This is a genomic window from Olsenella sp. CU969 (assembly GCF_905219715.1).
Classification (GTDB): Bacteria; Actinomycetota; Coriobacteriia; order Coriobacteriales; family Atopobiaceae; genus Granulimonas; species Granulimonas faecalis.
Genome location: NZ_CAJMXC010000018.1, coordinates 1 through 23,368, shown reverse-complemented (window position 1 = coordinate 23,368; position 23,368 = coordinate 1). Strand labels below are relative to the sequence as shown.

Genomic DNA, 23,368 nt, shown 5'->3' with positions numbered 1-23,368 from the left:
GGCGCGGACGACGAGGACGACGGCGACGACCACGGCCGCGACGACGATCGCATCGATCATGGGACATNCCCCCCTGCTTCCAAAGGCGCCGACCCGTTTGTGGGCCTTTTAAGTTAGCCTTTGTTTACTTATGTCGCGCCCTACTATAAGTCCAGCGACAAACCGTTCGCAACCACCGGAAAGGAGCCCACACAATGGCTCAAGACACGATGCGTCTCGTCCTCATCCGCCACGGGGAGAGCGAGTGGAACAAGGAGAACCTCTTCACCGGATGGGCCGACGTCGACCTGTCCGAGCTCGGCCGCGACGAGGCCTACAACGGCGGCGTGGCCCTCAAGGACGCCGGGTTCGACTTCGACCTCTGCTACACCAGCTACCTCAAGCGCGCCATCCACACCCTCAACCTGGTGCTCGACGCCATGGACCGCGACTGGCTGCCCGTGGAGAAGACCTGGAAGCTCAACGAGCGCCACTACGGTGCCCTCCAGGGTCTCAACAAGGCCGACACCGCCGCCAAGTACGGCGACGATCAGGTGAAGGTCTGGCGCCGCTCCTTCGACGTGCGGCCGCCCGCGCTGGAGCCCGGCGACGAGCGCGACGCCCACACCCAGCCCGCCTACCGCGACGTGCCCGCCGACCAGATCCCCTACGCCGAGTGCCTGGAGGACACCATCGCCCGCGTGTGGCCGTGGTTCCAGGAGGTCGTGGAGCCGCANATGCGCGCCGGCAAGCGCNTCNNCNTCGCCGCCCNCGGCAACTCCCTGCGCGCGCTGGTGAAGCAGTTCGACGGCCTCACACCCGACGAGATCCTCGAGGTGAACATCCCCACGGCCATCCCGCTGGTCTACACCTTCGACAGGGACTTCAACGTGGTGGACAAGCAGTACGTGGGCGACCCCGAGGTCATCGCCGCCAAGATCGACGCCGTGGCCAACCAGGGCAAGGCCAAGGGGTAGCTGATTGCTTTTTTGCTGCGCCCGGGTCCCTGCGCCTGAAAGCGGCTGAGGATGCCTTCAGCCGCTTTCAGGCGCATTTCGTCGCGCTCNGCGACGGGCCAACAAGCNTAGTTCGTCGCGGTCAGCGAGCCGACGGGCGCAGCATGGCGTAGGGTCCCACGTCGCAAAAGCCCAGACGCCGATAGATGCGGGCCGCCGCGGGGTTCTCAAAGAACAGCGACATGAACTCGAGGCCGCCTCTGAGGCAGACGTCGCAGAGCNCGGCCACCNCGGCANTGNCCAACCCGNGGCCGCGCCAGGCCTTGTCGGTGGCCACGGCGATGACCATGGCGCCCTGGCTCGAGGCCGCGCCCACGGACGCCGTAGAGACAATCTGGCCACGATCGTCGCGCGCCACCACACAGGGCAGCCCTGCGCCGAGCTCGTCGAGCTTACGGGCACGGCGCTCGGCGTAGATGCTCGCATCGTCCAAATGCAGCGAGAACTCGTCGATCGTCCCCTGGAGCCCCAGNCAGGCGTCGACCTCCTCGGCCTTGAGCAGACCCAGCTCCACGCCTTGGGGCACAGGGCCCACGGCGTCGCGATTCACCTCGCGCAGGCTTGCCATGGTGCAGGGCTCGAGGCGATTCGCAGGGAAGAACGGGGCAAGACGGGCCACGAGGTCGGCTCTGCCGTTGACATCTCCCGGAGCGTCCCCTCCCATGGAGCGGTCGATGAGGACCGCGGCCTCGGCATCGTCAAAGTCGCCGTCTCGGCTGTAAACCACGAAGTTGTCGCCATAGCGAAGAATCACGGCGCCCAAGTCCTTGTCGGCAGAAGCGGCCTTTGCAAGGCCCCACACGCAGAGCTGTCCCTCCATCCCCATGGTCTCGATGTCGCCCGCGATGAAGAGGCTCATCTCGGGCTCTGCGGCAACGTAGGAAAGGACGAGGTCGCGGTCTTTCTCGGTAAGGACGCGGTGCATGGGATCCCCTCTCCTTGGCTAGCTGTATTGACGGCCATACTAACTGAAATGGAGGGAGGCTCCCCTAGGGGCTCCCTTCCCCAGACGCAGTGGCCAACCAGGGCAAGGCCAAGAAGTAGCCTGCCGGGACACGGGAGCGGACGTCGAGGGCCGGGCACCCAGCGTGGGGCTCGGCCCTCCCTTGTGCGGCGGCGCCGTCAGGCCGGGCCGCCGCAGTCCAGAAACGCCTGGTAGCCGCTGCCAAAAGCCATGCCCAGGCGGTGCTGCAGGGCGATGGAGGCGCGGTTCTCGGGGAAGACCTGGGCCCAGGGGACGTGCCCGGCCGCGAGCCCGGAGGCGATCTTCGCNGCCTCGAGGGCGAGGGCCACGCCGCGGCGGCGCCACCCGGGGAAGACCTCCAGCATGCCCATGGAGCCCTCGGCGTGCATGCCGATGAACCCGACGAGCTCGCCGTCGAGGTATCCGCCGTCGATAGTGCCGGCCGCCAGGCGGCGCACGATCTCCTCGCGGGAGAAGTACTCGGGATGGGAGTAGCGGGCGATCACGAGGTCGGCGTGGTCCGGCCCGAGGGGGCGTATCTCGAGGGCGTCGGCCACCGGGGGCGGCGTGGCGGCAAGGTACGCGCACACGAGGTGCCCCTGGGGCTCGGAGCTGCCGGGGAAGGCCCGCGCCACGGCCTCGGCGGCCGCCCGACCGGTGACCTCCACCATGGCCGGCCGCGGGCAGCGGGACAGGAGCGCCGCGGCCTCGGCGGCGTCCTCCGCCCAGAGAAAGCCGTCGGCGCCCCCGATGGAGTCCACGTAGACCAGACCTGGCGCCACGTCCACCGGGCGANCGANGCCGNNGGCCAGCACCTGNTGGACGGGCACGAGGTCCACGTCGCCGGCGGCGACGCGCCGTGCGAGCCACACCGAGACATCCCGGTCCACACCTGCCACCCGTTCCCCCTTCCCATTGCCTGTCCCATCACCCGGACACTTTTGTCCCACATCGACGGACAGACTTCTCGGCTGTCTGGCTCCGNTCGGTCGTTTGGTGGTTTTCCATACGACAACTGATCTAAACCACCAAACGGCACGCTGTTTGGTGGTTTTTTGGACCTCCGCGCGGGGAAAACCACCAAACGGCCCTCGCCCAGGAGCCCGCGACCGGGCACCGGTCACCGGCCTCCAGCCCCTACAGCGGCCAGGGGGCCAGGATGAGCACCGAGACGACGGCGAACGCGACGGCCATGCCCTTCTGACCGGCCATGGCCAGGAGCACCACGAACACGGTGTCCACGATGGCGTTACCGACAAACCAGATGCCCCAATAGTCGGCCAAAGGCACGATGCCGGCGTAGCTCAGCACCGTGAGCACGATCTCTGCCACCAGCCATACCCAAAAGACGATGTTGATCCACTTCGACGCCTCGTAACGCTCCTGCCAGCTTGCCATGGCCTGTCCTCTCCTCGACGGTTCGCTGGTTTGTTCCCCATAGCAGGGCCCAAAGAACAGGAGGGCGCCCCCGGGGAGAGGAGGTCCGGGGGCGCCAAGCGGGGTAGGCGTCTATAGGCTGGCCCGGTTGGGCCCGNCCGGAAGGNTGCCGCTAGGCGGCCNTCCTCGCCGCCTCGGCGTGGCCCGCGCGCGCCTTGGGCATGGGCCGGAAGAGCTGGAACAGGATGGCGGCCAGCGNGACGAACGCCACCGCCGTCCAGACCCCGAANCGCCCCAGGGCGAAGAGCTCCCACAGCTGGTTGATGATGAGGCCCACGACCCAGCCGAAGCCGCACTGGTAGCCCACGGCCGCCCAGAACCACCTGGTGTCGTTCATCTGGCGCCGGATGGTGCCGATGGCGGCGAAGCACGGGGCGTCGAGCATNTTGAAGGCCACGANGGCGNTCATGGCGCCGAGGGAGAAAGTGCCGGCCACGGTGAACATCTGCTGGAACGTGGCCCAGAGGAGCGTGGAGCCCTCCCCCACCTCACCGAGGCCGAACAGCACGCCGAACGTGGAGACGAGGTTCTCCTTGGCGATGAGCGCGGAGAGCGAGCACGCGGCGGCCTGCCATGAGCCGAAGCCCAGGGGCGCGAAGATCCAGGCGATGGCACCGCCCACGGCGGCGAGCAGCGAGAAGTCCATGTAGTTCTCGGGCACGGCCCCCATGGCGGGCAGGAACCCGAAGGCGCCGTCGCCGCCCTCCCAGCCGGCGAGGCCGAAGTTGGAGAGGAACCACACGCCCACGCAGGCCACGAAGATGATGGTGCCGGCCTTCTTGATGAACGCGGAGACGCGCTCCCACACGTGCAGCAGGTACGACTTGAGGGCGGGCAGGTGGTAGGCGGGCAGCTCCATGACGAACGGGGCGGGCTCACCGGCGAAGGGCTTGGTCTTCTTGAGCATGATGGCCGACACGATGACGGCGGCGAGGCCCAGGAAGTAGAAGAACGGGGCGATCCACCAGCCCTCGGTGCCGCCGATGAGCACGCCCATGAGCAGGGCGATGATCGGGGTCTTGGCGCCGCAGGGGATCATGGTGGTGAGCATGACGGTCATGCGGCGGTCGCGCTCGTTCTCGATGGTCTTGGTGGNCATGANGCCGGGCACGCCGCAGCCGCTGGAGATGAGCAGCGGGATGAAGCTCTTGCCGGAGAGGCCGAAGCGGCGGAACGCGCGGTCCATGACGAAGGCCACACGGCTCATGTAGCCGCAGTCCTCGAGGAAGCACAGGAGCAGGAACAGCACGACCATCTGGGGCACGAAGCCGGGGATGGAGCCCACGCCGCCCACGATGCCGTCGAGGACGAGGGACTTCACCACGGCGGAGGCGCCGACCTGGTCGAGCCAGCCCTCGACGACCACGGGGATGCCGGGCACGTAGATGCCGTACTCGCCGGGGACGGGCTCGGCGGCCTCGGAGGCCGCGAGGAACGCGGCGGCGTCGACGTCGTCGTGGTAGGCGAGGGTCTGGCCGGCGGCCAGCCGGGGCTCGTCGGAGGCGTCGGTGAGCACCACGTTGCCCTCGCTGTCGAGGAAGTTGCCGTCGGCGTCGTGCACGGGGACGTCGGTGGCCACGACACCCGCGGCCTGGGCACGGGAGGCGAAGTCCTCGACGACGGCAGTGTCGCCCTCCTCGACGGCGTCGGCCACGCCCTCGGTGGAGACGCCGGCCTCCTCGGCGGCCNCGAGGTAGGCGTCCACCCGNCCGCTGTAGTCGTTGTCGGCGTACTCCTCGGACGCCTCGTCGTAGGCGGCCGCGGAGGCGGGGCTCAGGAACCAGCCGTCGCCGAAGACGCCGTCGTTGGCCCAGTCGGTACCCCAGGTACCCACGGTGGAGACCGCGAGGTAGTACACGAGGACCATGACCGCCACGAAGATGGGCAGGCCCAGCCAGCGGTTGGTGACCACGCGGTCGATCCTCTCGGAGGCGGTGAGGTGCGGGGGCGCCTTGACCACGCAGTCGGCGACGGTGGCCTCGATCCAGTCGTAGCGCTCGCAGGTGACGAGCGACTCGGCGTCGTCGTCCAGCCTTGCCTCGACGCCGGAGCGCACGGCGTCGAGGGCGGCCACGGACGCCGCGGGCAGCCCGAGGGGCTCCAGGGCGGCCCCGTCGCCCTCGAAGGCCTTGACGGCGTACCAGGGCAGGCGCGCCTTGTCGGCNACGTGGGGGGCCACGATGGAGGAGCACTCGTCCACGGCATCGGCCGCCTNGCCGGTGAGGAACGCGGGCGCAGGGGAGGCGGCGNNCGCGCGGCCGGCCTCGACGGCGGCCTCGACNNGGGCGTCGNGGTNGGTGCNGCGCAGGGCGCTGATGCCCACGACCGGGCAGCCGAGGCGCTCGGAGAGGGCGTCGACGTNGATGGNGTCGCCCTGCTTCTCGACGAGGTCGCACATGTTGAGCGCCACGACGCAGGGCACCCCGCACTCGCGCACCTGGGTGGCGAGGTAGAGGTTGCGCTCGAGGTTGGTGGCGTCGACGACGTCGACCACGCACGCGGGCTCGCCGCCGAGCAGGTAGTCGCGGCTCACGACCTCCTCGGGGGAGTAGGGCGAGAGCGAGTAGACGCCGNGGAGGTCGGTGAGCACCACCGACGGGTCGCGGCGCAGCGGCGCCTCGAGCTTCTCCACGGTGACGNCNGGCCAGTTGCCCACGTAGCCGTTGGAGCCGGTAAGCTCGTTGAACAGTGTCGTCTTGCCACAGTTGGGGTTGCCTATCAAGGCGATGTGCACGGTCTTGTCCACTGGGTCTCCCTTTCGTAGTGCCGGGGGCGGGCGACCCCCTGCCCCGCCGTGCGGGGCCCTCTCTCTCCTGCGGTCGGGCACCCCGCCCGGCCCTCCCCTCGGCTAGGCGGGGACTACCTCCACACGGGCGGCCTCGTCCTTGCGGATGGACAGCTCGTAGCCGCGGACGGTGAGCTCCACGGGGTCGCCCAGGGGCGCGACCTTGCGCACCGCCACGTGGGTCCCCTTGGTGATCCCCATGTCCATGATCCGGCGGCGGACCTGCCCCGAACCGGTGAGCCTGCGCACGGTGCAGGCCTCCCCCACCGCGACGTCGGCGAGGGTCATGACCTCGGCCATGGCTTCTCCTCTCTCTGCCTGTCGGGCAGCTGTACGACTGGTTGCGCGGCTCAGGCGCCGGGGGCGCAGAGGACCCTGCGCGCCGTCGCCTTGTCGAGCGCGAGCCGGGTGCCCATCACCTGGGCCACCGTCCCCGACACCGCCTGGCCCACGACGCGCACTGCCGCCCCCTCGACGAAGCCGAGGGTGGCCAGGTGGCGCACCACGCGCTCGCCGCCCTTGACGGCCTGGACGGTCACGGTCTCGCCGACCTTGGCCATCGAGAGCGGCATGGCCGGGACGGACGGGCCGCCGCGGCGGACGCCTCTCTTCTCCCTGACTGCCTCCATGGGGCCTCCAAAAAAGTATCGCGTCGTTAACTCGAGAGTATCTTACAGCTAACTCGTCACAAGTAAACCCGGGATTACTTTTTTTCGGGGACAGTGGGGCAGGCCGTGGCCGGCGAGGCGGGGGCACGGGGCGAGAGGGGCCACCGAGCCCCCGTCGGTCGGGCGGCCGCCGACCGGGCCCGTCGGCGCGCACGGGGAACGTGTTGTTTGGGGACGAAACGGCGACCGGCCGGGACAAGGTCCGCCGGCACTGATATTCTGCCGTTGGTATATCACCGACCGTGGATGGAGAGATCTATGCCAGAACCGCGCACGCGCCTCGTGGGCCGCGCCGGAGTGAGCGCGGCGGACTGCATGCGCATCTTCCCCCGCGAGGAGAAGGAGTCGGGGTCGGCCTACGCCTACCGCATCCTCTCCTACAACATCATGATGCTCTACATGCCCCCCGGGGCCTGGATCCGCGAGTCGTCCGTGGCCNAGATCCTCGAGGTCTCCCGCACGCCCGTCCACGAGGCGATGGGGCTGCTGCGCGACCGCTCGCTCGTGGAGGTGGCGCCCCAGAGCGCCACGCACGTCTCCCGCATCTCGGTGAGCGAGCTTCGGCAGTCGTTCTACATGCGCGTGGCCGTGGAGCCCCTCGTGGTGACGCAGCTCGCCNGCAACGTCTCCCCCGAGACCGTGGCCGAGCTCTCCTCCATGGTGGACGCCATGGAGGAGGTGGCCGAGTCGCGCTTCAACGAGGCGGAGTTCATCCGCCTGAACGAGGTGTTCCACGACACCCTGTACCGCGCCGCCGGCAAGGGCTACGTGTGGCAGTCGCTCAAGAAGACGGGCACGGCGTTCGACCGCACCCTCAACATGGGCGTGCTGTTCGGCTACACGGTCCCCTCCGTGTCCACCCTGCGCCAGGTCGTGGGCTTCCTCGCCTCGGGCGGCGAGAACCGCAAGGAGGCAGCGACNGCNATCCACGAGCAGCTGAGCAGCTACACCACCTACCTGGAGCAGCTCCTCACCGACTTCCCGGACTGCTTCCTCACCTCGTCGTAGCCCGCGCCGCACACGACCCGTGCCCCCGTGCGGCCCCGGACCGTCTCCGTGCGGTCCGGGGCCGTTCGCGGATTGGGCGACGGCCAAGCGCTCGGTAGGGACTGTTTTTAGGTACGGTTTCAGCCACAGGCGCGGACGGTCGTGCCGTCCGCATCCCCCCGAGGAAAGGACAGCCCATNGGTGTTCGTGCAGAAGAGNCCCTCGACCNCANTTACGACGGGCTCACCGACTACCTGAGCCACAACCACTCGGTCTATATGGCCCTCGGCGACGCCATGTACTACCTCACCGACGTCAANGCCNACTACNGNCGCGCCNAGGACACCTCCAAGCTCAACCACAAGGGCCACTACTCCGACTGCAGCGAGCTCGTCCCCACCATCGGCGAGTTCCTCGGCCTCCCGTGGGTCGACGGCAGGACCGTCGCCGACGTCGCGGACGAGGTCACGTTCTACGCGAGCACCAAGCCCCGCTCCGAGGTCGAGGCCGAGGAGGCCGCGGNGGCGGAGGCATAGGGACGTATCGAAACGATTGAATGAGGGGCACGGGAATCGGTTAGAATCGTGTCCGGTAACGGCGGCGGGCAGACTCGGCCCCGCCGCCTTTCTCATGGCGCATCGGGACCCCGGCAGGCGCCGCCCCGCAGGCACGCTCAGCCCGCCAGGATGGCGTCGCCCAGCCCCTCCACGGAGTCGACGAGCTCCGTGGCGCCGTGGGCGGAGAGCCACTCCGGGTCGCGGAAGCCCCAGGTCACCGAAAGGCACGGGATGCCGGCATTGGCCGCCGTGGCCACGTCGACCTCGGAGTCGCCCACATAGACGGAGTTCGACTGGTCGGCCTCGAGGGCCGCCATGGCGGCGTAGACCATGTCGGGGTCGGGCTTGCGGGGGATGTCGTCGCGCTGGCCGAGGACGAAGTCGAACACCCCCGGGAAGTGCAGGTCCATGAGCTCGCAGACCGCGAAGTCGCCCTTGATGGACACCACGGCGCAGCGCACGCCGGCGGCGCGGAGGCGGCCCACCATGGCCACGACGCCCGCGTAGGGCCGGGTGTGGTCGTTGCAGTGGTCGGCGTAGTAGGCGCAGAAGTCCTCGAAGACGGCGTCCACCTCGGCCTGGGGCGTGCCCTCGGGGCAGGCGTCGGCCATGAGACGCCTGAGGCCGTTGCCCACCATGGCGCGCACCTCGGCGCGTGTGTAGGGCGGGAAGCCGTGGGCGTCCAAGGTGTGGTTGAGGGCGAGCTGCAGGTCGTCCAGGGTGTCGAGGATGGTTCCGTCGAGGTCGAACACGGCTGCGGCGTACATGGGTTTCGGCTTCCTTTCGGGGTGCTGGGGATACCGGGGGCGTGGCCTCGCCGGTCGCACCNGTTGCTATGATAGGTGACCGTGCGCACGTTACGCCGTCTACGCAACCTGCGCCGTCTTGGAGCAAGCCGCCCGCACCGGCACGGGGCGGCAAGACGAAAGGAACCACAGTGTCAGAGTTCTGCATGGCCACCCACACCGCAGGCGAGCTCCGCTCGTCCGACATCGGTCAGGACGTCGTCCTGTGCGGGTGGGTGTGGCGCCGCCGTGACCACGGCGGCCTCATCTTCGTCGACCTGCGCGACCGCGACGGGGTCACCCAGCTCACGTTCGACCCCGACAACTCCGGCGGGGAGGCCTTCCACACCGCGGAGGCCATCCGTCCCGAGTGGCCCATCATGGTCTCGGGCACCGTGCGCGCCCGCCCCGAGGACACCGCCAACCCCAACCTGCCCACCGGCGAGGTCGAGGTGCTCGTCCACGAGGTCGTGGTGCTCAACACCAGCANGACCCCGCCCTTCCAGATCGAGGACGGCATCGACACCGCCGAGGACACGCGCCTGCGCTACCGCTACCTCGACCTGCGCCGCCCGGAGATGCAGAGGAACCTGAAGCTGCGCAACGACTTCACCTGCGCCATCCGCTCCGCGCTCCACGGCGAGGACTTCCTCGAGGTCGAGACACCCACGCTGGCCAAGTCGACCCCCGAGGGCCCCCGCGACTTCATCGTCNCCTCGCGCATCCAGCCCGGCAACTTCTACGCCNTGCCCCAGAGCCCGCAGCCGCTCAAGCAGCTCCTCATGGTGGGCGGCGTCGAGCGCTACTACCAGGTGGCCAAGTGCTTCCGCGACGAGGACCTGCGCGCCGACCGACAGCCCGAGTTCACCCAAGTGGACCTCGAGATGAGNTTCGTCACCCAAGACCAGGTCATGGCCATGGTGGAGCACGTGCTCAAGGAGGCCTTCTCGGCCGTGGGCGTGGACTTCGAGACCCCGCTGCGCCGCATCCCCTACTGGGAGGCCATGGACACCTACGGCTCCGACAAGCCAGACACCCGCTACGGCATGCACCTCATGGACGTCAGCGACATCTTCAAGGCCAGCCGTTTCAAGGTGTTCGCCGGCGCCGCCAACACCGAGGGCGAGCGCGTCAAGTGCATCAACGCCAAGGGTGCCGGCGCGTGGCCCCGCGCCCAGATCGACAAGCTCGAGAAGGTGGCCAAGACCCTGGGGGCCAAGGGCCTGGCCTGGATCGCCTTCCGCGAGGACGGATCCGTGAACTCCCCCATCGTCAAGTTCTTCTCCGACGACGAGATGGATGCNCNCAAGGCGCGCGCCNNCGTGGAGCCCGGCGACCTCGTGATGTTTGCCGCCTGCGCCCGCAAGGAGGCCGACGAGATCCTCGGCGGCATGCGCTGCCACATGGCCGACGCCCTGGGCATCGAGCGCGAGGGCCACGACTTCCTCTGGGTNGTTGACTTCCCCANGTTCGAGCAGGACAAGGCCACCGGCCGCTACAGCGCCGAGCACCACCCGTTCACGCTCCCCGTGGAGCAGGACATCCAGCTCATCGACTCCGATCCGCTGGCCGTGGGCTCCTACACCTACGACTTCGTCATGGACGGGTTCGAGGCCGGCGGCGGCGGCCTGCGCATCCACAACGAGGAGCTGCAGCTCAAGGTGCTCGAGCGCCTGGGCTTCACCGAGGAGAAGGCCCGGGAGCAGTTCGGGTTCCTCCTCGAGGCCCTCTCCTTCGGCGCGCCCCCCATGGGCGGCTTCGCCCTGGGCCTCGACCGCGTGTGCATGCTGCTCGTGGGGGCCGGCTCCATCCGCGACGTCATGGCGTTCCNCNAGACCTCGANCGGCTCCGACCTCATGCAGGGCGCCCCGAGCCAGNNGTCGTCGGCACAGCTCAAGGACGTGAGCCTGCGGGTGGACTAGGTAGGCCGCGGCGGCAGCCCCGTCGCAGCGGCAGTCCCCGGTCAGGCCCCGGCGCGGCGCCCCCGGCGGCGTCAACCCCCGGTCGAAACCTGAACGCGACTGGGGGCACCGTCTCCCGCACCTGAATGCGGATGAGGGCGGATTTCCCGTCCCTGAACACCGATGAGGGCGGCTTCCGACGCAGAACCACGTCGGAAGCCGCCCTCAATCGCGTTCAGGTGGCGTTGCGGCAGACGGCGCCGGTGCCAGGCGGCGTCACGCCCAGGCGGCGTCACTGCTCCACGGGCTCCTCCACCGTCTCCACCGACAGCGTNTCCCGCAGCTCCTCGGGGGCAGGAACCCGCCTCTCGTTGCGAGGCGGCACCGGGGCGTCGTCGGGCTCGTCGCGGCCCATGGCCAGAANCTCGGGAAGCTGCATGCGGTAGCCGTTCTCGGTGNNGTTCNTGCGCGGGGAGCGCTTCATGTAGGCCTTGACCTGGGCCTGGGACTNNTTGATGCCCTGGAGGGTGCCGGCACCGGCCACGCAGCCGCCGGGGCAGGCCATGCCCTCGATGAGATAGCCGGGATACTTGCCCTTGACGGCGTCGCGCATCATCTTGCGGCACTCGTCGAGGCCCTCGGCGGCGAAGACGTTGACCTCGCGGTCAGGCTCCATGCGCTTGACGGCGTTGACCACGGCGTTCGCCACGCCGCCCGAGACGGCGAAGCCGCGGCCGTCGGCGCTGGCGGCCCCGAAGTCGTTGTCGTCGGGCTTGGGCAAGGCGGTGTAGTCGACCTCCAGGGCCTCCATCATGCCCGCCACCTCCTCGAAGGTGAGGACGAAGTCCACCTCGGAGCGCACGGAGGTGCGCATGGCCTCGAGCTTCTTGGCCGAGCAGGGCCCCACGAACACGATCTTGGCGTCGGGGTGCTGCTCGCGCAGGAACCGGGCCGTGAGGGTCATGGGGGTGAGGGCCATGGAGATGCAGTTGGCGTTGTCGGGGAACTCCTTCTTGGCCATGGAGGCCCAGGCCGGGCAGCACGACGTGGCCATGAACGGAAGCTTGTCGGGCACCTCCTCGAGGAAGTCCTCGGCCTCCTGCACCGTGCAGAGGTCGGCGCCGATGGCCACCTCCTCCACGCCGGAGAAGCCCAGGATCTCGAACATCTCCCGCAGCTTGCCCACGTCGCCGCGACCGCCGTACTGGCCCACGAAGGCCGGGGCCACGGCCGCGATCACCTCGGCGCCACTCTTGATGGCCTTGATGACCTGGAAGATCTGGCTCTTGTCGGCGATGGCGCCGAAGGGGCAGTTGATGAGGCACTGGCCGCAGGAGACGCAGCGGTCGTAGTCGATGTCGGCGCGGCCCTGCTCGTCGGAGCCTATGCAGTGCATGCCGCAGGCGGCGGCNCAGGGGCGGTTGCGGTGCACGATGGCACTGTAGGGGCACACGCCGGCGCACCGGCCGCACTTGATGCACTTGTCCTGGTCGATGTGCGCCCGGTGGTTCACGAAGGAGATGGCGTCCTTGGGGCACACCTCCTGGCAGGGGTGGGCGAGGCAGCCCTGGCACTGGTCGGTGACCTTGTAGGAGTTCTCCGGGCACGCGTGGCACGCGAACTTGATGATGTTGACGAGGGGCGGCTCGTAATAGGCCTCGGGGCGCTCGGCCTCCTTGAGGCCGTCGGAGATCTTGTTGGGCTCGTCAACCGGCAGGAGGTTGAGGCCCATGGCCAGGCGGATGCGGGNGCNNACGATGGCGCGCTCGATGAAGATGCTCTCGCGGTACGTGGCCTTGTCGCCGGGGAGGATCTCGTACGGGAGACGGTCCGCCCAGTCGGGGTTGACGTCTCCGGCGAGGTAGGCCGCGCGGGCCACCTCCCGGAACACCTGGCGGCGGATCTTGGTCAGGTTGGTGTAGACCCCTCGCATGGTGTCGGGCATGGGTGCTCCTCTCCCCCGCCCGGGGCGGGCGGCGCGGACTCTCGGCATAGTGGTTTCATGATACGCGCCGCGAACGCCCAGGGCGGTGAGGACGGGGACGCCGCTGCCGTGCGGGAAAAGACATGCCCGCCGGTGCCGGGACGCGGACGGCGGCACGGCACCGGCGGTGGGACAGAAGTGCCCGACCATTGGGACAGAAGTGTCCGGGTGATGGGACNGGGCGGCTATGCGAACTGGGAGTTGTACAGCGTCGCATACGCCCCGCCGGCCTCCAGGAGGCTGTCGTGGGTGCCCTGCTCGACGATGGTGCCGTGGTCCATGTAGAGGATCAGGTCGGCGTCGCGGATGGTGGAGAGGCGGTGCGCGATGACGAAGCTCGTGCGGCCGTGCATGAGCCGGTCCATGGCGCGGCCGATCTCCACCTCGGTGCGGGTGTCCACGCTCGACGTGGCCTCGTCGAGGATGATCACCGGCGGGTTGCGCAGGAACACGCGGGCGATGGTGATGAGCTGACGCTGGCCCTGGGACAGGTTGGAGCCGTCGTTGTCCACCACGGTGTCGTAGCCCTGGGGCATGGTGCGGATGAAGTGGTCCACGCGGGCGGCCTTGGCGGCCTCCACGATCTCCTCCCGGGTGGCGTCGGGCTTGGCGTAGGCGATGTTGTCGGCGATGGTGCCGCCGAAGAGCCAGGTGTCCTGGAGCACCATGCCGAAGTTGTCGCGCAGGCCGTCGCGGGTGAGCTCGCGGGTGGGGACGCCGTCGAGCGTGATGCGGCCGCCGTCGACCTCGTAGAAGCGCATCAGGAGGTTGATGAGCGTCGTCTTGCCGGCGCCCGTGGGGCCCNCCACGGCCACCTTCTGGCCTGGCAGGACGCCGAAGGAGACGTCGCGCATCAGGGGCTTCTCGGGGTCGTAGCCAAAGCGCACGTGCTCGAAGGTCACGGCGCCGGAGGCGTCGGCCACCACCATGGGGTGGTCGCAGTCGGGCTCCTCCTCGGGGGCGTCCAACAGCTCGAAGGTGCGCCGGGCGGAGGCGAGGGCGCTCTGGAGCGAGTTGACCATGTAGGCGGCCTGGACGAAGGGCTCGGCGGCCATGTTGACATACTGGAAGAACGCCTGGGCCACACCCACCGTCATGGCGCCCGAGAGCATCATGNCGCCGCACGATACGNCGATGACGGCCAGCGCCACGCGCTGGATGGTGCGCATGACCGGGTTCATGGAGCTCATGGCGATGTCGGCGCGGCGGGTGGCCACGCGGTTGGCGTCGGCGAGGCGGCGGACCTCGTCGTAGGTGGCCTGCTCCTGGTTGCAGGCGCGGATGACGTTGCGGCCGGTGTAGTACTCCTCCACGAGGCCGGTGAGCGCCNCCAGGGTCTCCTGCCGCTCGTCGGCCGCACTGAGGGTGCGCTTGGAGATGAGGCCGCAGAGGACGCCCGAGAGCGNCATGAAGGCCAGGTAGACGAGGGTGAGGCCCACNGAGTANTAGATCATGACGCCGAGCACGCCCGCGATGGTTCCCACGGCGGTGATGAGCTGGAGGAGGCCCGTCTGCATGGTCTCGCTGATCTTGTCGAGGTCGCCGGTCACGCGGGTGAGCACCTCGCCGGGCTGATGGCCGTCGAAGAATCGCAGGGGCAGGCGGTTGAGCTTGGCGGCGATGGACTCGCGGAGCTGCAGGTTGAGGGTCTCGGCCACCGATGCCATGAGCTGCACCGACGCCCAGTAGAAGACCACCTGGAGCACGTAGAGCAGCGTGAGGAGGGCGAGCGACGAGCCCAGGGGGTCCCAGGCGATGGAGAAGGACCCCTCCCCCGCCAGGGTAGGCTGCACGGCGGCCCACAGGTCGTTGACGGCCACGGCGCTCTGGAAGGGCGCCCATATGAAGACCACGAGGTNGAGNANGCGGAGGACGAGGACAGCCATGAGGCGCGGGCGCTGGGGGCCCAGCTGCCCGAAGAGGCGGGCCGCGATGCCGAGGCGGGATCCGGGGTTCATCATGACAGCACCTCCTGCTTTGTCTGGGACGCCACGATCTCCCGGTACACGGGGCACGCGGCCATGAGCTCGTCGTGGGTGCCCAGGCCCACGGGGCGGCCCTCGTCGATGACGAGGATCTGGTCGGCGTGGCGGATGGTGCTCACGCGCTGGGCGATGATCAGCACCGCGGCCTCGGCGGTCTCCCCCGCAAGGGCGGCGCGCAGGGCGGCGTCGGTCTTGAAGTCCAGGGCAGAGAAGGAGTCGTCGAACACGTAGAGCTCCGACCTGGCCACGAGGGCGCGGGCGATGGCCAGACGCTGGCGCTGGCCGCCGGAGAAGTTGGAGCCGCCCTGGGCCACCGGGGCGTCGAGGCCCTCGGGCAGGCCGCGCACGAAGTCGGCCGCCTGGGCCACCTCGAGGGCGTGCCAGAGCTCGTCGTCCGTGGCGTCGGCACGCTCCCAGCGGAGGTTCTCCGCGATGGTGCCCGAGGCAAGCCACGCCTTCTGCTGCACATAGCCGATGCGCCCCCTGAGGGCGCGCTGCGTCAGGTGGCGAACGTCCACGCTGTCCAGCTCGAGGGAGCCCTGGGTCACCTCGTTGAAGCGCATGATGAGGCTCGCGATGGTGGACTTGCCCGAGCCCGTGCCGCCGATGATGGCGGTGGTGGTGCCGGGCCAGCACTCGAGGTCGATCCCCGTGAGGGCGTCCTCCCGCGCGTCCTGGTAGCGAAAGCGCACGCGCGAGAACCGCAGGGTGGGCACGCCCTCCTCGGGCGAGGGCCGGTCGACGGCGTCCGGGAGGTCGTCGATCTCCGGCGCGTAGTCGAGCACCTCCTGGATGCGGCTGGCGCACTCGAGGGCGCGGGGCACCATGATGAACACGAACTGCGCCATCAGGATGTACATGAGCACCATGATGGCGTACTCCACGAGCGCCGTGATGTCGCCGATACCCAGCTCGCCCACGGCGATGCGGGCGCCGCTGGTCCAGTAGACGGCGATCACGAAGACGTTCATCACCACGTACTGGAACCCGTCCACGTTGGTGAAGAGCTTGTTGGCCTTGATGGCGGTCTCCGCATAGGCGGCGAACGAGGCGTCGAGCCGCCCGTTCTCGTGGCGCTGGCGGTTGAAGGCCCGCACCACGCGCACGCCCGAGAGGTTCTCGAGCAGCACCTGGGTCATGGCGTCGAGCTGCTTCTGCAGGCGCGTGAACAGCGGAGACACCGAGCGCAGGATGGCGCCCACCACCACCATGAGCACGGCGATGGACGCCACGAGGAACCAGCCGGCCGTGACGTCCACCGAGAAGGTCATNACGAGCGCGGCCACGGCCATGAGGGGCACGGGCACCACCATGANGATNGCCTGGGTGAGCAGGGTCTGCACCGTGGTGACGTCGGAGGAGGTGCGGGTGGTGACGGAGGCCACGCCGAAGTGGCGGAAGTCGTAGACGGAGAGCCTCNTGGACTTGGCGTAGAGCGCGCAGCGGATGTCGCGCCCCACGGAGGTGCAGAGCTCGGCGCAGAGGGCCGCGGCCGCCGTGGTGGCGACGCCCGTGACGAGGGCGACGAGCGACATCTGCAGGCCGGCCTCGACGAGCAGCGAGAACGACGCGTGGGCGGTGCCCAGGTTGAGGACCCGCGCGGCGACGGTGNGGATNGCGAGCGTGNCCACCACGTCCACGGAGAGCAGGAGGCAGATGAGCAGGAACTTGAGGCGGTAGGGCTTCAGGAAGTGAAGGATCAGCCGCACTGGTTCTCCTTTCTTGCGAACGGGGCCTCAGCGGTTCAGCGAGGCCAGTGACGGGGCGAGGGCGGCGAGGTAGCGGCCCATGACGCGGTTGAGCATGGTCCGGTCGGCGGCGGGCAGCGCCTCCCACACGGCCTTCTCCGCCTCGTCGAGGGCCACGAGGTGACGCTCCACGAAGGCGTCACCATCCCCGGTGAGGCGGGCCCGTTTCACCCGGCCGTTGTCGGGTTCGGGCTCGAGCACCACCAGGCCCCGGGAGCAGAGCTGCTTGAAGGCGGAGTTCACGGTCTGGCGGCTCGCCCCGAGGTGGTCGGCCACCTCCGCCTGGCTCGTGAGGCCGTTGTCGGCCACGGCGGCCAGGCACCAGAACTCCGTGGGCGACACGCCGCAGCTGCGGGCGTACATGTCGTAGACGCGGTCGATGGCGGCGTAGGTGTCGCGGAAGGTCTCTACGGACCCGTCTTCGTTGGACTCTGCCATGGGTGGCCCCCTCTCGNCGATGGCGGCGGCCGGGGGACGCCGCGGCGCCCGAGGGCCAACGGTCCGAAATCATACTGTATGAGTTCGGATGGTTCTGAGCCGCGGGCGGGGCGGGTTCCTCGTCCACGAAATCGTCACAGGAGGCGGACGGCGGGCGGCCCCGACCTGCCGAACTGCACCAGGTAGCTACTTGGCGCGCTTTTCGGCACCGGGGGCCGGCGGCATGCACCAGGTAGCTACTTGGTGCACTTCCCGGTATGAGAAGGGCGCCCCGATATGCACCAAGTGGCTACTTGGTGCACTTTTCCGCGTGAAAGAGGCCCTCCCCGTGCACCAGGTAGCTACTTGGTGCACTTCCCGGCACGGCGCCCCTCCCCTAGAGGGCGCCTTCGGGCACGAAGGGGACCATGCGGTCGGGCACCGGCGCCTCCACGCGAATGCGCTGCCCCGTGAGCGGGTGCGTGAAAGCCTCCCGCCACGCGTGGAGCATGAGGCCGCTGGCCGCGGGGCCGCCGTAGAGGCGGTCGCCCACCACGGGATGGCCCGCCCAGGCCGCATGGGCCCTGATCTGGTGGCGGCGACCCGTGTGGATGGAGGCCGTGCAGAGCGTGGCCTCGTGACCGCCGGGGAGGCGCACGGGGGCCAGGGGCGAGATGCGCGTCAGGGCCGGGCGGCCGGCCCCCACGTGCATGCGGCGCGCGTCGTGGCGGTCGCGGCCCACGGGCCGCTCCACCGTGAGCTCGTGGTCCACGGAGCCGGCCAGCAGCGTCAGGTAGACCTTCTCCATGGAGCCGTCGGCCACCTGGGCGTCCACGGCGGCCTGGAACTCCGGCGCCAGCGAGAAGATCACGAGGCCCGAGGTGTCCACGTCGATGCGCTGCACCGGGTGGGCCTCCCTGACGCGCCCGTCGGCGGCCAGGCGCGCCTGCACGCGGTCCACGAGGCACTCGGCGCCGGTGCCGTCGGAGTGCACGAGCAGGCCGCAGGGCTTGTCGGCGGCGAGGAGCAGGCCGGCCGGGTCCTCCCAGGCCACGGCGGCGGGCTCGACGTCCGGGAACTCCGGGTCCGCCGGCTCCAAGAGGAGCTCCACCACGTCGCCAGGCTCCAGGGCCACCGGCGCCTGGAGCGGCACGCCCTCGCGGCGCACCCGGTGGGCCGACTCGGCGGCCGCGGTGGCCGAGCGGGACACCCCCGCGGCGAGGAGCAGCTCGCGGCAGGTGCAGGCGCCGCGCACGGCCAGGCGCACGGCGTCGTCGGATGCGGACAGGACGCGGAAGGGACGGCGGGCCACGGGGCCTCCTCGGATCAGCGGGACACAGGGAGCAGCGGGCGCAGGACCTCCATGGCCCTGGCGGGGTAGCGCAGGCAGAGCTCGTTGCGCGAGAGGTCGCGGGCCACCGTGGGGGCGGGGGCGCCGAGGGCACGGGCGAGGTCGTCGGCGCTCTCGCGGTAGGGGCGGCCGTCGAGGCCGCCCAGGGCGACCACGGCCCGAAGGCCCGGGGCCGCCCCGACGGGCACGCGCCACCCCTCCACGGCCGCCGTCATGGCCTCCACGACAGGTCGCGGCGTCACGGCGACGTCGGCGGCGAAGCGGTCCAGGTAGGCCCGGGGTATGGCCAGCCCGTCCATCTGGCTCGCGACGTAGCGGCGCCGCCTGGCCACGCGCTTGAGGGCGCGGTCCGCCGCCCCCACGGCCCTGTCGAGGGCCTCTGCCCCGCCGGGACGCATCAGGGCCGGGCCGCCCATGAGGCGCCAGGCGAGGCCCGTGAGCCAGGCCGAGGGGCGCGACCCCGGCACCTCGCGGCAGAGCACGTCGCCCACGAGGAGGGGGCCGGTCGCCCCGGTGCCGGCGAAGGCCGCCTCCACAGCCACCTGGCCGCCCATGCCCCAGCCGACCGTGGCCGCCAGGGGCCCGTGGGCGCGGACCCAGTCCAGGAGGGAGCCCGCCTCGGCGGCTATGCCGGGGAACGCGCCGCCCGCAGCCTCGCCCCAGCCGTCCCAGCCCGCAAGCAGGGCGAGGAGGCCCTCGGGCAACTTGGACGACAGGGGCGCCACGGCCCACCAGCCGCAGAGCTCCGGGGGAAGGAACGCCACCACGGGCCGGCCGTCGGGCTCGGCCTCCTCCCCCGTCGCGGAGTCCACGAGATGAAAGATCACGGCGCGCCCCCTATCGGGTTCAGACGAGGTTCCGGACGGCCTCCACGAGCCCGTCCATGGGCACCTGCTCCTGCTCGTGGCTCGCCATGTCGCGCACGGTGACGGCACCGGCCGCGAGCTCGTCGGGGCCGATGACCACGCACAGACGCNCGTTGTGCTTGTCTGCCTGCTTGAACTGGCTCTTGAGGGAGCGGCCCTGGTAGTCGGCCTCCACGCGCACGCCGGCGCGGCGCAGGGCGAGGCACGCCGAGAAGACCGCGTCGCGGCACTCGGGAGCGGCGCAGGCCACGTAGACGCAGGACGGCTCGGGGCCGGCGAGGTCCACACCCTGGTCCTCCAGGGCGAGCATGATGCGCTCGAAGCCCACGNCGAAGCCGANACCCGGGGTGGGCTTGCCGCCCTCGAGCTCCATAAGGCCGTCGTAGCGGCCGCCGCCGCCGATGGCGCTCTGGGAACCCATGCCGCTCGTGACCTGCACTTCGAAGACAGTGCGCGTGTAGTAGTCGAGGCCGCGCACGAGGGTGGGGTCCTCCTCGTAGGCCACGCCGGCCTCGTCGAGGTAGGCCTTCACGCGGGCATAGTGATCGGCGCACTCGTCGCAGAGCTCGTCGGCGATCTTGGGCGCGGCGGCCATGACCTCGCGGCAGCGGTCGTTCTTGCAGTCGAAGNCGCGCAGNGNGTTGNTGTCGGCGCGGACGGCGCACTCGTCGCACATCTCGTCGGCGTGGTCGAGGATGAACCGCCTGATCTTCCCGCGGTAGGCGGGGCGGCAGGCGGGGTCGCCCATGGAGTTGACCAGCAGCCGCACGCGGGACATGTCGAGGCCCAGGGCCCGGTAGAAGTCCATGAGCATGACGATGACCTCGGCGTCGANGGCCGGGTCGGAGNCGCCCAGCACCTCGGCGCCGATCTGGTGGAACTNGCGCAGGCGCCCCTTCTGCACGCGCTCGCCGCGGNACATGGGGCCGGCGTACCNCATCTTCACCGGCGCGCCGCCCTGGGGCACGAAGGTGTTCTCCACGGCCGCGCGCACGAAGCCCGCCGTGCCCTCGGGGCGCAGGGCCAGGCGCTTGCCGGGCTTGAGGCCGGCCTCGGAGCCCTTCTCGAGCACGTTGGCGAAGTTGGCGCCCGAGAAGACGCGGAACATCTCNTTGCGCACGNCGTCCGTGGAGGTGCCGATGCCGTGGACGAAGACGTCCACCTGCTCCNTGGCCGGCGTCTCGATGGCACTGAAGCAGTAGCGGGAGAAGGTCTCGCGGGCGACGGCCTGCATGCGCTCCCAGGCGCGCATGCGCGCCCCGAAGAGGTCCTCGGTTCCTTCTGGTTTCTTGGCTTGCATGGGGCCTCCCGGCGGCTCTGGGTGGATCGATGGGGTCGACCCCCCATCTTCCCACCGCAGGCGGGGACGAGACAAGGCACCGGGCCGGTTTGTCACGGGGGCGCCGCGGCCGGGTCGCGGCGGCCCGGTTGCGGCGGCTGCCCGGTCCCGCCATTGTTGCCAGGAGGTGACAGGAACCGCCCGGACGCTTTACTGTGATAAAGTGACAGGCCACAGACCGCCCCCGCCCGAGGAGGACCCATGGCCAAGAAGCTGTTCCCCACCCTCGTCTGCTGCGCCCTCGCATGCCTCGCCCTCATGGGGCTCTCCGCCTGCTCCCAAGGGGCGCCCGACGGCGCCCCCGAGGCCGAGGCGTCCACCGAGAAGCTCGTGGTGGGCTACGACAACTCCTACCCGCCCTACGGCTTCATCGGCGACGACGGCAAGCCCTGCGGCCTCGACCTCGACCTGGCCCAGGCCGTCTGCGACAGGCTCGGCTGGGAGCNGGAGNGCCAGGCCATCGNCTGGGACGCCAAGGACGCCCTCATGAACCAGGGGTCCATCAACTGCATCTGGAACGGCTTCACCATGGAGGGCCGTGAGGACAAGTACACCTTCTCCGAGCCCTACATGCTCAACGAGCAGGTGATCGTGGTGAAGAAGGGCTCCGGCATCGGGGGCTACGGCGGCCTGGCCGGACGCACCGTGGCCACCCAGGTGGACTCCGCCGCCCTCGAGGTCCTCCAGAGCGACCNGGCCGACCTCGCCGCCACCTTCGGCTCCCTCGACCAGATCACGGACTACAACAACGCCTTCGCCCAGCTCGAAAGCGGCCTGGTGGACGCCGTGGCCTGCGACCTTTCCATCGCCGCCTACCAGACCTCGGCCAACCCCGACGCCTTCGCCATGCTCGNCGAGNCCCTCTCCTCCGANCACTACGCCGTGGGCTTCAAGCTCGGCGACACCGGGCGCGCCGAGAAGGTCACCCAGGCCCTGAAGGAGCTCGCCGCCGACGGCACCGCCAAGGAGATCTGCGAGCGCTACGCCGAGTACGGCGTGGACTACGACGGCAACTGGACCCTCGGGTAGGTCCGCACGACAGACATGGCATCGGGGCCCCGGGCGCGCGTGNCGGGGCCCGTTTCCGTCAGGAAGGCACCGGATGGAGTTCGCAGTCATGATGGACGTCCTGCTCCAGGGACTCGTCCTCACCCTCGAGATCTTCGTCGTGACCCTCGTGGGCGCCCTGCCCCTGGGCNTCGTGGTGGCGCTCGGGCGCATGAGCCGCTGCCGCCCCGTGGCCGCCCTGGTGCGGCTCTACATCTCGGTCATGCGCGGCACCCCGCTCATGCTGCAGCTCATGGCCATCATGTTCTGCCCGTACTACCTCTTCGGCCTCAACATGGGCCCCGACTGGAAGTTCGTGGCCTGCGCCGTGGGCTTCATCCTCAACTATGCCGCGTACTTCGCCGAGATCTACCGCTCCGGCATCCAGTCCATCCCGCGCGGCCAGTACGAGGCGGCCGAGGTGCTCGGCTACACGCGCTCCCAGACCTTCTGCCGCATCGTGCTGCCCCAGGTGGTCAAGCGCATCCTGCCGGCCATCGGCAACGAGGTGATCACGCTGGTCAAGGACACATCGCTGGCCTTCGTGCTGGGCATCATGGAGATGTTCAACGCCGCCAAGGCCCTCGCCGCCCGCGAGGTGTCGATGGTCCCCTACCTCGTCGCCGGCCTCGTCTACTGGGGCATCAACCTGCTGATCGAGGCGGCGCTCTCCTCCATCGAGAGGCGCCTGTCCTACTACCACGACTAGGGGGTCGCCATGACCGACAACCGCGACGGCGCCGTGGTGCGCCTCTCCCACGGGCGCAAGGCCTTCGGCGACGCCGAGGTGCTGCGCGACATCTCCCTCGAGGTGAACTCCGGCGACGTGCTGGCCGTGATCGGGCCGTCGGGGGGCGGCAAGTCCACGCTGCTGCGCTGCCTCACCCTGCTGGAGCGCCTGGACGACGGGTCCCTGGCGTACGGGGACCTCGAGGTGGCCCGTGGGGAGGGCGGCCGCGCCGTGTACGCCAGGGCGCCGGAGCTCAAGGCCGCGCGGGAGCGGTTCGGCCTCGTGTTCCAGAACTTCAACCTGTTCCCCCACCGCACGGTGCTGCAGAACGTGGCCGACGCCCCGCAGGTGGTCAAGGGCGCGCCCCGCGGCGAGGCCGAGGCCCGGGCGCGGGAGCTCCTCGCCCAGATGGACCTGGCCGGCAAGGAGGGCCTCGTGCCCTGCGAGCTCTCCGGCGGCCAGCAGCAGCGCGTTGCCATCGCCCGCGCCCTGGCCATGGACCCGCAGGTGCTCTACTTCGACGAGCCCACGAGCGCCCTGGACCCCGAGCTCACCCAGGGCGTGCTCCGCGCCATCCGCGAGCTGTCGTCCCGGCACATGACCATGGCGATCGTGACCCACGAGATGGCCTTCGCCCGCGACGTGGCCGACCGCGTCGTCTTCATGGACGGCGGCCGCGTGGTCGAGGAGGGCCCGGCCGAGCAGGTCATCGACCACCCGGCGGAGGAGCGCACGAGGGAGTTCCTGGCCAGCTACTGACTGTCCCATCACCCGGACACTTTTGTCCCAGTGGTCGGGCACTTTTGTCCCAACTGGCGTCCC

Annotated in this window: 20 protein-coding genes; 6 read left to right on the top strand and 14 right to left on the bottom strand. The window is 69.9% G+C overall.

The genetic code is table 11. The features are described 5' to 3' along the window. The first annotated feature begins 194 nt into the window (after positions 1 to 194). Positions 195 to 956: a 2,3-diphosphoglycerate-dependent phosphoglycerate mutase gene (gene gpmA, locus JX283_RS03475; RefSeq protein WP_239652451.1), complete on the top strand. Its 762-nt coding sequence runs from the start codon at positions 195 to 197 to the stop codon at positions 954 to 956. 121 nt (positions 957 to 1,077) lie between these two features. Here gpmA and JX283_RS03470 read toward each other — a convergent pair whose 3' ends face one another. The 6 genes from JX283_RS03470 to JX283_RS03445 form a co-directional block, all read right to left on the bottom strand. After that, the gene (locus tag JX283_RS03470; protein ID WP_204829358.1) at positions 1,078 to 1,920 is read right to left on the bottom strand and encodes a GNAT family N-acetyltransferase; all 843 of its coding nucleotides are present in this window, start codon (positions 1,918 to 1,920) and stop codon (positions 1,078 to 1,080) included. Between the two features lie 197 nt (positions 1,921 to 2,117). Next, positions 2,118 to 2,858: a GNAT family N-acetyltransferase gene (locus JX283_RS03465; RefSeq protein ID WP_204829357.1), complete on the bottom strand. Its 741-nt coding sequence runs from the start codon at positions 2,856 to 2,858 to the stop codon at positions 2,118 to 2,120. Between the two features lie 238 nt (positions 2,859 to 3,096). Further along, the gene (locus tag JX283_RS03460) at positions 3,097 to 3,357 is read right to left on the bottom strand and encodes a hypothetical protein (RefSeq protein ID WP_135978356.1); all 261 of its coding nucleotides are present in this window, start codon (positions 3,355 to 3,357) and stop codon (positions 3,097 to 3,099) included. A gap of 151 nt (positions 3,358 to 3,508) precedes the next feature. Beyond that, positions 3,509 to 6,142: a ferrous iron transporter B gene (locus JX283_RS03455; RefSeq protein WP_204829356.1), complete on the bottom strand. Its 2,634-nt coding sequence runs from the start codon at positions 6,140 to 6,142 to the stop codon at positions 3,509 to 3,511. A gap of 102 nt (positions 6,143 to 6,244) precedes the next feature. Then, complete coding sequence (locus JX283_RS03450) at positions 6,245 to 6,469, bottom strand: ferrous iron transport protein A (RefSeq protein WP_369850010.1); 225 nt, start codon at positions 6,467 to 6,469, stop codon at positions 6,245 to 6,247. A gap of 62 nt (positions 6,470 to 6,531) precedes the next feature. Then, positions 6,532 to 6,810 (bottom strand): FeoA family protein, encoded by a 279-nt coding sequence (locus JX283_RS03445; RefSeq protein WP_204407709.1) that lies wholly within the window; start codon positions 6,808 to 6,810, stop codon positions 6,532 to 6,534. Between the two features lie 297 nt (positions 6,811 to 7,107). Between JX283_RS03445 and JX283_RS03440 the strand changes: the two genes are divergently transcribed. After that, positions 7,108 to 7,857 carry a GntR family transcriptional regulator gene (locus JX283_RS03440; RefSeq protein ID WP_204829355.1) on the top strand — a complete coding sequence of 250 codons (750 nt, stop codon included), beginning with the start codon at positions 7,108 to 7,110 and terminating at the stop codon, positions 7,855 to 7,857. Between the two features lie 652 nt (positions 7,858 to 8,509). On the opposite strand, the gene JX283_RS03430 is transcribed toward JX283_RS03440, so the two are convergent. Further along, positions 8,510 to 9,160, bottom strand: coding sequence for an HAD family hydrolase (locus tag JX283_RS03430; protein ID WP_204829354.1), 651 nt, complete (start codon positions 9,158 to 9,160; stop codon positions 8,510 to 8,512). Between the two features lie 185 nt (positions 9,161 to 9,345). Between JX283_RS03430 and aspS the strand changes: the two genes are divergently transcribed. Beyond that, positions 9,346 to 11,100, top strand: a complete 1,755-nt coding sequence (aspS, locus tag JX283_RS03425) for an aspartate--tRNA ligase (protein WP_204829365.1) — start codon at positions 9,346 to 9,348, stop codon at positions 11,098 to 11,100. A 271-nt stretch (positions 11,101 to 11,371) separates the two neighbouring features. Here the strand turns inward: aspS and JX283_RS08425 are convergent, their stop codons facing one another. The 7 genes from JX283_RS08425 to hisS all read right to left on the bottom strand — a co-directional run bounded on the left by JX283_RS08425 (position 11,372) and on the right by hisS (position 20,730). Further along, the gene (locus JX283_RS08425) at positions 11,372 to 13,024 is read right to left on the bottom strand and encodes a 4Fe-4S dicluster domain-containing protein (protein ID WP_239652450.1); all 1,653 of its coding nucleotides are present in this window, start codon (positions 13,022 to 13,024) and stop codon (positions 11,372 to 11,374) included. Between the two features lie 224 nt (positions 13,025 to 13,248). Then, positions 13,249 to 15,024 carry an ABC transporter ATP-binding protein gene (locus JX283_RS03420; protein ID WP_204829353.1) on the bottom strand — a complete coding sequence of 592 codons (1,776 nt, stop codon included), beginning with the start codon at positions 15,022 to 15,024 and terminating at the stop codon, positions 13,249 to 13,251. Beyond that, positions 15,021 to 16,757, bottom strand: a complete 1,737-nt coding sequence (locus tag JX283_RS03415) for an ABC transporter ATP-binding protein (RefSeq protein WP_204829352.1) — start codon at positions 16,755 to 16,757, stop codon at positions 15,021 to 15,023. The genes JX283_RS03420 and JX283_RS03415 overlap by 4 nt, the downstream gene beginning before the upstream one ends. A gap of 27 nt (positions 16,758 to 16,784) precedes the next feature. Beyond that, a complete protein-coding gene (locus JX283_RS03410; RefSeq protein WP_204829351.1) occupies positions 16,785 to 17,234 on the bottom strand; it encodes a MarR family winged helix-turn-helix transcriptional regulator in 450 nt (149 codons plus the stop codon). Positions 17,235 to 17,610: 376 nt separating this feature from the next. Further along, entirely contained in the window at positions 17,611 to 18,525 is a 915-nt protein-coding gene (locus tag JX283_RS03405; RefSeq protein WP_204829350.1) for an RluA family pseudouridine synthase, read from the bottom strand. Positions 18,526 to 18,539: 14 nt separating this feature from the next. Beyond that, positions 18,540 to 19,391, bottom strand: a complete 852-nt coding sequence (locus tag JX283_RS03400; protein ID WP_204829349.1) for a hypothetical protein — start codon at positions 19,389 to 19,391, stop codon at positions 18,540 to 18,542. Between the two features lie 19 nt (positions 19,392 to 19,410). Then, the gene (hisS, locus tag JX283_RS03395) at positions 19,411 to 20,730 is read right to left on the bottom strand and encodes a histidine--tRNA ligase (RefSeq protein ID WP_204829348.1); all 1,320 of its coding nucleotides are present in this window, start codon (positions 20,728 to 20,730) and stop codon (positions 19,411 to 19,413) included. A gap of 240 nt (positions 20,731 to 20,970) precedes the next feature. On the opposite strand from hisS, the gene JX283_RS03390 reads away from it, so the two are divergent. The 3 genes from JX283_RS03390 (at position 20,971) to JX283_RS03380 (ending at position 23,305) form a co-directional block, all read left to right on the top strand. Further along, positions 20,971 to 21,798: a transporter substrate-binding domain-containing protein gene (locus JX283_RS03390; protein ID WP_204829347.1), complete on the top strand. Its 828-nt coding sequence runs from the start codon at positions 20,971 to 20,973 to the stop codon at positions 21,796 to 21,798. A 73-nt stretch (positions 21,799 to 21,871) separates the two neighbouring features. Beyond that, entirely contained in the window at positions 21,872 to 22,525 is a 654-nt protein-coding gene (locus tag JX283_RS03385; protein ID WP_204829346.1) for an amino acid ABC transporter permease, read from the top strand. Between the two features lie 9 nt (positions 22,526 to 22,534). After that, positions 22,535 to 23,305 (top strand): amino acid ABC transporter ATP-binding protein, encoded by a 771-nt coding sequence (locus JX283_RS03380; RefSeq protein WP_239652449.1) that lies wholly within the window; start codon positions 22,535 to 22,537, stop codon positions 23,303 to 23,305. The last annotated feature ends 63 nt before the right edge of the window (positions 23,306 to 23,368 follow it).